Here is an 11,946-nt window from a genome sequence, read left to right on the forward strand (position 1 = left end):
ATCTTCCAGTAAGCAAACGTCACCAATTATAGTAAAAAACTAAGCCACTCTTTATGAATATTGCTGATTATTTGTCTGGGTTTTTTCTAGGCTTATCGCTGATTATAGCTATTGGCTCACAAAACGCCTTTATCCTCAAACAAGGCCTTAAACGCGAGCACGTGTTTCTTATTTGTCTATTCTGCGCTGTCAGTGATGCATTGCTGATTTCAGCGGGCGTCGCAGGCTTTGGCGCGGTAACGGCTCGTTTCCCGCAAGTGGTGACTATCGCAAAATTCGCAGGTGTGGTATTTTTAGTCGGTTATGGACTGCAAAGCCTATATGCTAGCGCAAAACTATCTCATGCCTTGACGACCGAAGGCCAAGCAGTAGGCAGCCTTAAAAAAGCGCTACTACTTTGCATTGGCTTTACTTGGCTCAATCCGCACGTCTACTTAGATACTTTGGTGCTCGTGGGTATGGTTTCAACCGGTGCTAGTAGCAAACTCACCTTTGCTCTAGGAGCCGTCAGCGCTTCTTTTGTGTTCTTTTTTGCGCTAGGCTATGGTGCACAGCTATTACGGCCATTATTTGCCAAACCTAAGGCTTGGAATATACTCGATGCCTTAGTCGGAATACTGATGCTGTATCTAGCGTGGCATTTATACAACAGTTAGCATTTTACAAACCTTTCATCGCTAATATATTTAGCCATAAAAAAAACCAAACACACTATCTCAGCATGTTTGGTTTCGATGTGATAAGCGTTATAAATGTTATCTATTTAAGCATTGTCTAATAACTATTAGCTAAAATAGTATTGATAACCTTTAGCTAAGACGCTTTTTTGTGCTTTTTGGACTTAATAAAGCTTAAGTTCAAAAAGTGCTCTAGCGAATCATCAGTGATATCTAACCAAGGCTCTGGTAGCTCTGGCGCTAACGTACCGGTCAGCGTTGAGCGGTAGGCTTTTTCTCTGAATTTCATGATATCTTCCGTTTTATCTTTCTGCCACTGCTTCAAGATATCTGCTTGCTTTTCGACTGCAAATTCAGGATAGTTCGTCGCGTTATTGAGATCGCGGATATAGGAGGCTTGAAAATCGATCGAATCATTGACCGTTACACACTTAGCGTAAGTGGCGAGCCATTTTTCTTCGTCTGCTTGGCGGCTCTCAAGATCCGGCAACTCAATATCACCTAGGATGACATCACGAGCGTACCACGCTTGCGCGTCAAACATATTAAAGGTGAAGTACTGATCCTGCATACCTAAATAGATAAGCTGCGGGTTTGGCTGCCAAAAGATGCCTTTATAAAGGTTGGCCGGATACAGACAGTTATGCGTCTGCAAACGTAATTCATCTGGCAAGAACGGGAAATGGAACAAATAGCCGGTACACATAATAATCGCGTCAAAGCGCTTACTCGTACCATCAGCGAAATGCGCCACATCGTCTTCAAAATGCGTCACTAGCGGGCTCTCGCTAATGCCCTCGGGCCAGTCATATCCAAGCGCTTGCGTGCGATAGCTGATAGTGACCGATTTAGTGCCGTATTTATAGCACTGTGTTCCGATATCTTCAGCAGAATAGCTACTACCGATGAGTAAGATATCTTCATCTTTAAACTCTAAGGCATCACGGAAATCGTGAGCGTGCAATACGCGGCCTGGGAAGGCTTCTAGTCCTTCAAAATAAGGCATATTCGGCGTTGAGAAATGACCTGTTGCGACGACCACATGATCAAACTCACCGACTTCTTGCTCGCCGGTTTTGTGGTTCATCACTGTTACGGTAAATAACTTGGTTTCATCATCAAAAGTGACCCAACGTACCGGGCACTCAAAACGGATATATTTTTGGATATTTTGCTTATCGATACGTCCCATGATGTAGTCTTTTAGGACTTCGCGCGGTGGGTATGACGGGATAGGCTCGCCAAAATGCTCTTCAAACGAATAATCGGCAAACTCTAAGCATTCTTTAGGGCCATTCGACCATAAGTAGCGATACATACTGCCGTGAACGGGTTCACCGTTTCTATCTAGACCAGTACGCCAGTTATAGTTCCACATGCCGCCAATGGCATTTTGTTTTTCATAACATACAATTTCTGGTAAGTCCTTAGCGCCTGCTAAACGCGCCGCTTCAAAGGCACGTAATTGTGCCAAACCGCTTGGACCTGCACCTAATATAGCAATTTTTTTCTTGTTCAAGATTTACTCCTGCTGATAATAGTGGAGCACTACTATAACATATTTTTATATTTCATGTTTTTAGACGCTCTACTTGGTCATGGATCAGGGGTTTAGAGCAATACAGAAGACCTCAGCAAACCTCTAAAAGAACGAGATTGCTGAGGGGTTTTAGGCAGGGTAATTTGTATGGCAACAGACAAAGGCATGAAGCGTTATCAATCAATATAGTCGAACCACTATTAAAGTGTTACAGCGTTAGACTCGTTTAGCCTACTACTGTAGTACTTGCACTCGTCTGCCTTGTACCACTTTTAATATTGATTGACTATAAGTACGCTGATAATTGAGCTAATAAACGAATTGATAGAATAGCTATAATAAAACAGGAAACAGGCTACGCAGAGCATTGACGATGATTTCGATAGAAACAGCTGCTAATAACATACCCATAATTCGGCTCATAATATTGAGTCCGGTATCGCCTAATAAGCGGCTAATCCGGCCTGCTGCCATCAGCGCTAAATAACAAAAGATACTGATTAGCAAGCCGGCGATAAGAATAGCGGATATCTGCAAAATACCAGACACTTGCGATGAGTAGATGATAACCGTTGAGATACCGCCGGGCCCAATCATCATCGGAATGGCGAGTGGTACCACTGCTGCGGCTGTCGTTGGCGGTGCGTCCTGCACATGATCGACATCGAAGTTCTCTTGATCAGGCTTAACAGGATTACCCTCACCGTTCATCATATTAAGGGCAATTAAAAACACCAAGATACCGCCTGCCAGCTGAAACGAGCCGATGGAGATGCCCAAAGCCTTTAGTAGAGTCTCCCCCACTACGGTAAAAAAACTAATAGTAATAAAAATAGTCAAACAAGCGATGCGCGCGACTTTGCGGCGGTTCATCATCGAATAACCGCGCGTCAAATCCAAAAACAGGGTCAAGGCGCTAAAAGGATTAATCAGCACCAAAAAAGCTAAGATAATTTTGATAATTTCAGTATTCACGGAGCGCTCGCTTGTTTTGCATAAACATCGGGCAAAAGATAAGGCCATCGTGCGATTGCAGCGATGACCCCGTGTATTTTTGATGCCATTATTATAGCATGGCAAGAGAGGCGAATTAAATCACTAACTGCCTTTAAGTGTTTCATTTTAAGATATTAATTTAAGGCATCGCTAGTCGCTTAAGCGCTAAAATCCAAGCCGATATCTAGCGCGGTCGTGCTATGGGTCAAATAGCCCATAGCGATAAAATCAACCCCCGTCTTCGCCGCCGCTTGCACGGTCTCAGGTGTGATACCGCCAGAAGCTTCAGTCTTGGCGTGGCCTTGGCACATCGCTACCGCTTCGCTCAACGTATCAGGACTCATATTATCAAGTAGCACTAAGCTGACGCCTGCGTCTAATGCTAGCTGCAACTGCTCTAAGGTATCGACCTCCACCTCAATCGGGATGAGATGACCGGCAAAGTCTTGCGCCTGCTTAATTGCCGTTTGGATATCGCCGGCTATCGCAATATGGTTATCTTTGATCAAAATCGCATCATCTAAGCCTAAACGATGATTTCGGCCACCGCCGCAGCGCACGGCATACTTTTGCAGTGTACGTAGACCTGGAATCGTCTTGCGCGTACAAGTGATTTGCGCCGGATACTCAGCAACGCTATCGACGATTTGCTGCGTGGCAGTCGCGATACCGCTCAGATGAGTTAAGAAGTTTAAAGCCGTACGCTCCGCAGTTAATAAGTGCCGCGCATTACCGCTGACGATAGCGAGCACAGTACCAGCGGTGACGCGCTCACCATCTTGAACTTGAGCGACAAACTCTATCTGCTCATCGACTGCAGCAAACGACAGCCTTGCTACATCCATACCGCAAATCACTCCTGCTTGCCGCGCCCGAATCTGTAGCTTTGCTTGCTTGTCAGCGGGAATGGTCGCTTGCGAGGTCACATCGCCGCGCCGACCTAAATCTTCTACGAGTGCTGCTTGTACTAATGGCTCAAGCAGTACTTTATCTAGCGCCAGCTCTAAGTGAGTGTTCATCGTTTGGTTTATCCTCTGCTTAAAAAGAGTCAAGTCTCTAAACGCTTATGAGGCGCTAATTACTTAAACTCAAAATGAGCATAAATATAGCGTAATGTGCTTTTATTTTCAATAAAAAGTTTTTGAGGTGGAAATTGAGTTAGGTAAAAGTTACTAAAACTACTTGGGTAGACAATCACTTAAGCAATGAGTAAAGAGTCACTTACGCTTCGGTAGTTTACTATCCATAAGCAGACTTTGTAGTTCGATATCATGGCAAAACCGATAGAGCTTCGCCGGACGGCCGCGCTGAGCGCTACTACTCTCCCCAGTAGGCATGACAAGGTTTTGCGACTCTAGTAGACGCCGAAAGTTCTGTTTATGCAGCCGCATACCCGATAGCGCCTCGACGCTTTGTTGCAGATGCGATAAGGTGAAGCTATTTGGCATCAGACCAAAGATAAGTGGACGATATTCTATCTTCGCGCGGAGCCTTGAGATGGCGGTAGCAATGACGCGGCGATGATCATAATACATCGGCAAGCCTATCTGTTGTGACCAATTAGCAGCAAGCCTATTGGGATGATAATTCGGCGCTTCTGGTACTAAGTCCGCTTCATAGAGCATCTCATAACGTAGCAGCACATGCTCTGCTACCCAGTCGATTGTATCTGCTTCACTAGCGTTCGCTCCGTTTTTATGGCTCTCGCTAGTTTGACTGACACCCCAACATAGCCCGATACGCTTATGCCGTCTTTGCCGGATAGCCTCATCTTCTGCACTATCGGCCCACATATATAGCGCCGGTAGGATTAGATTGGTAATAATATCCGGCGTACCTGTTAAGTGGTTTTCCCACGGAAAATAATCGTACCAATCCTGCCAGCTCGCTTGGCTCTGCGCTTGCTTGGCCTGCTGCTCTTGTACTAAACCTAGGTAGCTGACATAGACCAACGCATGACCATCTTCATTACGCCGATTGGTATCGACGAAGGTATAAAGCTGCTCCAAATACCCTAGCGGCTGCTGTGTTTGCTCCTCCACCCATTGCCGCACGCCGGCTTGCAGCGAGCGATGCAGCGGCATTAAAGGGCCATTAGGTAACAGCTTACCTTGATCAACAGTGAGCACTTGCGCGGTATTATCAGTGATAGTTATCAGTACCGCCACGACCTCAGTAGTGCCGCTACCTTGTTGATGCGCGTGTGAATAGGACAACGTCATAGTGTTATATTTTTACCCTTTAATCATCTTTGTTTATAACTTCCATCGAGCACTAATGCCAATATGCCAATGTCATGCAAAGTCATGCAAATGAATGGTTAACCTTTAGCAGTATAACGCGATTTGCTGACTATCCTAGTCTCAGGTTGTAATTCTATCGCTCAAAATGAGCGCTCATCTACAGACTACAGAACTACTCTGCAAATTAGCCCATAAAAAATACTTGTATTTATGCTCAAAATGAGCATAATATAAAACCTCTCATTAATTTGACTATCTATTTATTTCCTTTAAAACCAATATTTTTATAATAAGGCACACCCTTATGAACACTTATCCCTACGACGCACCAGTATTAAGCGCTGACAAGCGTATCGCGATACAAACCGGTATCGATTATGCCAAAGCCAAACTACCTGCTGACTTGCCACGCTCCGAGCGACTACAAGTCGAAGCGAACATCAAACAGCTCCTGCTTGAGCATAACGCGGTACTAGTTGCGCATTACTACGTTGACCCTTTTATTCAAGATTTGGCGTTAGCCACCGGCGGCTGCGTGGGCGATTCATTGGAGATGGCGCGCTTCGGTCAAGCGCATAGTGCGCAGACTCTGATTGTCGCAGGCGTGCGCTTTATGGGTGAGTCTGCCAAGATCCTCAGTATGGAAAAGACAGTGCTGATGCCAGATCTGGAGGCGGAATGCTCGCTGGACTTGGGCTGCCCTGTCGATGAGTTCTCCGCCTTCTGTGACGCGCATCCTGATCGTACCGTTGTTGTCTATGCCAATACTAGCGCTGCGGTCAAAGCGCGCGCCGATTGGGTGGTGACGTCCTCTGTCGGTATCGATATCGTTCGTCACCTGCACGAGCAAGGTGAAAAAATCATCTGGGGCCCCGATCGGCATTTGGGTAAATATATCGCGCGCGAGACAGGCGCAGATATGCTGCTTTGGCAAGGCTCCTGCCTCGTGCATAACGAATTTAAAGCAACTGAACTCAATCAGCTTAAGGCAGAATATCCTGAGGCAAAGGTGCTAGTACACCCAGAATCTCCTGATAGCGTGGTTGCGCTCGCTGATGTGGTCGGCTCGACCAGTAAGCTGCTGCAATCGACTTATGAGCTGGACGCTGATACTTTTATCGTGGCAACCGATCTAGGTATCTTGCATGAGATGCAAAAGCGCTCACCCAATAAGCGTTTCCTCGCTGCGCCGACTGCTGGTGAAAGCGCGAGTTGTAAGAGCTGTGCGTTTTGTCCTTGGATGGCGATGAATGGTCTACTCGGCATTGAGCAATGCTTGCTGAATAAGAGCGGCGAAGTCACACTATCAAAAGAGCTAGCAGCTGCGGCAAGCAAACCTTTACAGCGGATGCTTGATTTTGCCGCCGCAAAAAAACAACGCGTCTCTGCTAGTGGTGATATCGTCAAAGACCGTGCACTGTTTAATAATGTGGGAGCCGCCTAATATGAGCGTCGCCGCTAACAGCAAGCCGCTTGATGCAGCCAAAACTCATCCTGTTACTGAGTCTATTCGTACTGAAGTACTTATCATTGGTGCCGGTTTAGCAGGTCTTAGCACGGCGCTGGCGCTACCAAAGTCGCTAAATATCACTGTGTTGAGTAAGGCGGATCTACAAGCTTGTTCTAGCCATTATGCCCAAGGCGGTATCGCTGCAAGCTTAGCGGCAAATGATAGCGTTAACGACCATGTCCAAGACACCTTAATCGCCGGCGCTGGACTTTGCGCGCCGGAGCATACTGCAAGTATCTTAAGAGCTGGCAAACAAGCCGTACAATGGCTGTGCGAGCAAGGCGTACCTTTTACGCAAGTGGCTAACCCTAGTGATAATGACCATATTGATGTTGATGTTAATGTCAACGCGAATACCAGTACCGCCTCTTATCTACAGCCCAATCTGACGACTAATAGTCTGCATCTGACCCAAGAAGGCGGGCATGGTTGCCGCCGTGTTGCGCATGCTGACGATGCGACTGGTCGTCATATTATGGAAGCTTTGACTGCGCAAGCACATGCCGCTAGTAACATTACTATTCTGCCTTTTCATGAAGCTCTGCAGTTATTAACGGATAAAGGAAGTAAAGGAGGTAATCGCTGCCAAGGCGCTATCGCTTTTGATCATAATCATCAGCGCCAACGGACTATTGAAAGTCAGGCGGTAGTGATGGCGAGCGGCGGCCTTGGTCAACTCTTCGCTCGTGCTAGCGCGCCAAATGTCTGCGTGGGTGATGGCGTGATGATGGCGTGGCAAGCCGGTTGCCGATTGGCCAATTTGGAATTTGTGCAGTTCCACCCGACAGGTCTTGCTTTAGGTGAGTCGAGCTTTTTGATATCAGAAGCACTGCGCGGTGAGGGCGGCCGTTTGTATTGTCCGATCACGGGCCAACGCTTTATGCTAGCGGTTGACAAGCGCGCCGAGCTTGCACCGCGTGATATCGTCGCCCGTGCTATTGCCGAGCAAATCGCTAATAACGGCTTAGGTTACGTACACTTAGATGTCAGTCACTTGCCCACATCATTTTTGCGTGCGCACTTTCCGCAGATTTATCAAACGCTGTTAGCGTTAGGAATAGATATCACCACTGACCCTATACCCGTCGCGCCAACAGCCCACTATAGCTGCGGCGGTATTGTCACCTGCGATCAAGGTCTAAGCGATGTACCCGGATTATATGCTGCCGGTGAAGTGGCATATACCGGTCTGCACGGCGCCAATCGCCTAGCGAGTAATTCGCTACTAGAATGTATCGTCGTTGGTCATAAAATCGCTAAGCACCTACCACGCTATTTGACTGATCATATCTGGTCGACGCCTACAGTCGACAACCTCCAACCTATCTTACTCTCAGAGGACATTACCTTCCATCAGTCTACTGATACTGATATTGATGCCAATTCTGATATTGATACTGATTCTATAGCCGCCTCACTCAAGACGCTAATGACCACTCATTTGGGCATCGTGCGTCATGCTAAGTCTCTTGAGCGAGCTTTAGGGCAACTACAGCAGTGGCAGCAACTGCTCAAAGCCCTTAGCATAAATGATATCAGTCACGCACAAAGCCGAGGTAATCTGAGCGCTTGTTTAGAATATACAGCAATAACTTCTGAAACTTTATTGCTCTTTAAGCTTGCCCGCCAATTACAACTAGCAACCTTAATTGTGCAATCCGCCCTTCAGCGTCACGAGAGCCGCGGCGGTCATTACCGTCAAGACTACCCTACTTTAGCCACTAAACCTTTGGTCAGCGTTATCAGCCCTTGTATTAGTGAGAGACCTTTAAGATTTGAAATAACCAATAAAATCAAAAATATAGAGCTATTTGAAGAAAACCTTACTCACAGTCAGCCTTTATCAGCGCTCGCCCCTATTTAATAGCAGCCTTATCTAGTATAGTAAGTTAATGGTACAGTATCTTATAGAGTGAATCACTAATGAGCACTGATACGCTATTTGTTATCTTACTTATGCTTACTGTCAGCTCGGTTTGGGCGCTACTGGCGATACCGAAGCTGCGTGCTCGTTTGCCTACGATTTATCTCATCGCGCGCTCTTGGTGGTGGATGCTTGCCGCCTTAGGTAGCTGCTATCTTATCGCCAAAACAAACAGCAGTAGCCACCGCTTCGATAGCCATTATCCTTATCAATGGCTACTAGTGGGATTCTTCGTGCTTATCGGTTTACGCGGTAGCTATGAGATCAGTCGTCTGTGGCGCTCCGAGAGCAAATCCCGACTGATTAGTAAGCTACAAGCCCGCGGTCTACAGCCCAAAGCGCTAGCGTTACCCATTTCGCAAAAACAGCTGATAGCAGCAGACTCAAACACCGCGCGCTCTAATAGCTCTTCTGGCTCTCACACCATCAACGACCCTCTGACTGGTCATAACACCCCGCCTTATATCTATCTCAACCTACTAGACGGGCTCTTTAGTGGTGCTTTTATTTTACTTATTGTCAGCTTAGTGTTTTTACAGCAGCTGACTTGGCACCGTAGCCAATACGGGGTGTTGTTGTTTGTATTATTCGCCAGTCAGTTTAATGATATTGCGCAGTATTTATGCAGCAAACTGTTTAAAGGCCGACTGTTCAAACGTGGTCTTGCGCCGCGAATCAGCCCGAATAAAAGTATTGAAGGGGCTTTTTTTGGTAGTTTACTGGCTGCGCTATTAGCCAGTTTTTTAGGGGTTTGGTTGACACCATTTGCTTGGTGGATTTGTTTGCTTAGCGCTTATGGTCTTGCCGTTAGTGGTATCGCAGGCGACTTGCTCGAGTCGGCTTTTAAGCGCCAACATGGGGTCAAAGATACTGGCACGATGCTAGCAGGACATGGCGGCGTGCTCGATAGAGTAGATAGTTTATTAATTGGCGTGCCAATATTCACGGTAGCTTATTGGTTATTAGGCTAACTGGACTTAGCAGTCCTTTGTCGTTCTTCTTATTTATCCAACTTGCCGCGCAATACTCGATCCAGCAGCGGTTTAGGTAACTTATTTAACATGTAAGTTAGGTAGTAAAGGCGCTTTGGAAAAACAGCGAGCTCCACCCCTTCATCGATGGCTTTCATAATAAGCTGAAGCGCTTTATCTCTACTAATAATAAAAGGCTTATGATCGGCACTACCCTGATTTAAGTCCCGTAAGGCTTTCGTATCTATATATCCTGAGGCAATGCAAGTGACTTGAATATTATAAGGCGCTAATGCCAAGCGATAAGCGCTAGCCGTAGCGATCATCGCCCGTTTGCTTTTGGCATAGAGACTAGCGTATGGATAGTCCATCATGCCTGCGATAGAAGCCATACAAATCAGGCTCGGTTTCGGCTGAGCGTTGTTCATTATCGATTTTGTTGTATGTTTAGCAGTTAACTGTTGGTGTTTTAACTGCTGACTACCCCATGCAAATACCTCCTGAAATGCTTGTAAGTTAATCGCTAACATCAAGTCGCTATCGGCCTTGTTAAGCTGATGTACACGCTCATTAAGATAACCTCCCGCACTATAAATCACTCTATCAAAGCGGGTTCGTTCTAATTCCGCTAACAAGCGCCGGCGCTGCTCAGAATCAGTCAAGTCACACGCATAAGTTATGATTTCAGGATGCTCTACGTTGATCTTGGTAATCTTAGCATCATTATGACCGACCACACGCACTTGCCAGCCAATAGCGCTGTGATGTAAAGCCAAAGCTAGACCTATGCCGCTAGTACCACCTACGACTATCATCTGAGGCGCGCTTTGCTTTTCTGTAGTGTGTTTATGATCTATGGCAGAGGGGCAGGTTTGCATATTGGATAGCCTTAAACATTTAGCAAGCGGATGGGCGTCTCGCCCCTATAGCAGTTTTATCTGCTAAATTTATTCCTCATTATGGTACAATTGCCGGCTTGTAAAAACGATGTGAATGTCCCACAGTCCCTGCTATTTCGAGCCTGCCCTATGCAAAGCCTAATTACCCTCGTTTTGGTCTTGATGCCAATGTTTATTGGCTTTGCCATTCCCTCTAACCCAACCTTGACCAAACTTGCCGATACAGGCTTGTCTTATTTGGTCTATCTTATCTTGGCACTGATCGGTATTGAGCTATCAAAGGTAGAAGGGCTGGGTAACCAAGTTGGCGAAATTGCCCTGTACGTGACCGTCTTATCTATATTGACGATTGGCACAGGATTGTTTGCACTGATGGTATTTGACCGTGTCCGACCATGGCAAGCTAAAAAACCAGTAGCCAAATCTAAAGAACATCGAGTCAGTATTAGAGGCAGCTTGGCACAAGTGGTTTGCGTTGTCATCGGTATGGTGATTGGTTATTTTTTACCGGCAGGTTATATGCCGCCTGAAAACACCATGACCGTCATGCTGATGATATTGATCTTATTGGTCGGTATTGGCTTAAAGGGTTCAGGCATTACATTAAAAGAAGTCATGCTTAATAAGCGTGGCGTTGAGATGAGTGTTATCTTTACGCTGTCGGTGTTGGTTGGTGGGCTTGTGTTTGCCTTACTATTTACCGATGTGTCATGGACCAAAGGCTTAGCACTAGCCTCAGGCTTTGGCTGGTATTCGCTCTCCGCTATCGTCATGACCGAGGCTTATGGCGCAATTTGGGGCAGTGTGGCGTTATTTAATGACTTAATCCGTGAGTTCTTTGCACTGATATTTATACCGGTGTTTATGCGTAAATATCCGTCTGCCTCAGTTGGCCTTGGCGGCGCGACAAGTCTCGATTTTACCTTACCGATTATTCAGCAATCAGGCGGCCTCAAGGTCGTGCCACTGGCGATTAGCTTTGGCTTTTTGATTAATATCATCTCGCCGGTACTGATGGTAGTGTTTTCGGCTTTGGGGTAGCATTTGATAATTTTACTTTTTGGTGGTGTGTCAAAAAGTATGCTGATTAAAATTTGCACAATTTTTGAAGCCTTGAAAGCCCTATAGAATCAGAGAGCTTAACATAGATTTCTTATTGACTTTTATCGCCAGCATACTTTTTAGA

The 11,946-nt window shown here is 46.2% G+C and carries 10 protein-coding genes; 5 read left to right on the forward strand and 5 right to left on the reverse strand.

All coding sequences use genetic code 11. The features are described 5' to 3' along the window. The first annotated feature begins 53 nt into the window (after nucleotides 1–53). Nucleotides 54–656 carry a LysE/ArgO family amino acid transporter gene (locus W234_RS0112550; protein WP_037059835.1) on the forward strand — a complete coding sequence of 201 codons (603 nt, stop codon included), beginning with the start codon at nucleotides 54–56 and terminating at the stop codon, nucleotides 654–656. Between the two features lie 157 nt (nucleotides 657–813). On the opposite strand, the gene W234_RS0112555 is transcribed toward W234_RS0112550, so the two are convergent. The 4 genes from W234_RS0112555 to W234_RS0112570 form a co-directional block, all read right to left on the reverse strand. Continuing rightward, nucleotides 814–2,196 carry an NAD(P)-binding domain-containing protein gene (locus W234_RS0112555; RefSeq protein ID WP_025647181.1) on the reverse strand — a complete coding sequence of 461 codons (1,383 nt, stop codon included), beginning with the start codon at nucleotides 2,194–2,196 and terminating at the stop codon, nucleotides 814–816. A 354-nt stretch (nucleotides 2,197–2,550) separates the two neighbouring features. Then, nucleotides 2,551–3,192: a MarC family protein gene (locus W234_RS0112560; RefSeq protein ID WP_025647182.1), complete on the reverse strand. Its 642-nt coding sequence runs from the start codon at nucleotides 3,190–3,192 to the stop codon at nucleotides 2,551–2,553. Nucleotides 3,193–3,371: 179 nt separating this feature from the next. After that, nucleotides 3,372–4,232, reverse strand: a complete 861-nt coding sequence (gene nadC, locus W234_RS0112565) for a carboxylating nicotinate-nucleotide diphosphorylase (RefSeq protein WP_025647183.1) — start codon at nucleotides 4,230–4,232, stop codon at nucleotides 3,372–3,374. Between the two features lie 198 nt (nucleotides 4,233–4,430). Further along, nucleotides 4,431–5,435, reverse strand: coding sequence for an NUDIX hydrolase (locus tag W234_RS0112570; protein WP_025647184.1), 1,005 nt, complete (start codon nucleotides 5,433–5,435; stop codon nucleotides 4,431–4,433). 325 nt (nucleotides 5,436–5,760) lie between these two features. Here W234_RS0112570 and nadA point away from each other — a divergent pair, with 325 nt between their 5' ends. Genes nadA through W234_RS14260 form a run of 3 tightly spaced genes read left to right on the forward strand, consistent with a single transcriptional unit; the run spans nucleotide 5,761 to nucleotide 9,861 of the window. Beyond that, the gene (nadA, locus tag W234_RS0112575) at nucleotides 5,761–6,900 is read left to right on the forward strand and encodes a quinolinate synthase NadA (protein ID WP_025647185.1); all 1,140 of its coding nucleotides are present in this window, start codon (nucleotides 5,761–5,763) and stop codon (nucleotides 6,898–6,900) included. Between the two features lies 1 nt (nucleotide 6,901). Then, nucleotides 6,902–8,830: an L-aspartate oxidase gene (gene nadB, locus W234_RS0112580; RefSeq protein WP_025647186.1), complete on the forward strand. Its 1,929-nt coding sequence runs from the start codon at nucleotides 6,902–6,904 to the stop codon at nucleotides 8,828–8,830. A gap of 59 nt (nucleotides 8,831–8,889) precedes the next feature. Then, complete coding sequence (locus W234_RS14260; RefSeq protein WP_025647187.1) at nucleotides 8,890–9,861, forward strand: phosphatidate cytidylyltransferase; 972 nt, start codon at nucleotides 8,890–8,892, stop codon at nucleotides 9,859–9,861. A gap of 29 nt (nucleotides 9,862–9,890) precedes the next feature. Here the strand turns inward: W234_RS14260 and W234_RS0112590 are convergent, their stop codons facing one another. Continuing rightward, nucleotides 9,891–10,739 carry an SDR family NAD(P)-dependent oxidoreductase gene (locus tag W234_RS0112590; protein ID WP_025647188.1) on the reverse strand — a complete coding sequence of 283 codons (849 nt, stop codon included), beginning with the start codon at nucleotides 10,737–10,739 and terminating at the stop codon, nucleotides 9,891–9,893. 150 nt (nucleotides 10,740–10,889) lie between these two features. Between W234_RS0112590 and W234_RS0112595 the strand changes: the two genes are divergently transcribed. Beyond that, nucleotides 10,890–11,801, forward strand: coding sequence for a lysine exporter LysO family protein (locus tag W234_RS0112595; protein ID WP_025647189.1), 912 nt, complete (start codon nucleotides 10,890–10,892; stop codon nucleotides 11,799–11,801). Nucleotides 11,802–11,946 lie beyond the last annotated feature (145 nt).

The sequence above is a fragment of the Psychrobacter sp. TB15 genome, assembly GCF_000511655.1.
GTDB lineage: Bacteria > Pseudomonadota > Gammaproteobacteria > Pseudomonadales > Moraxellaceae > Psychrobacter > Psychrobacter submarinus.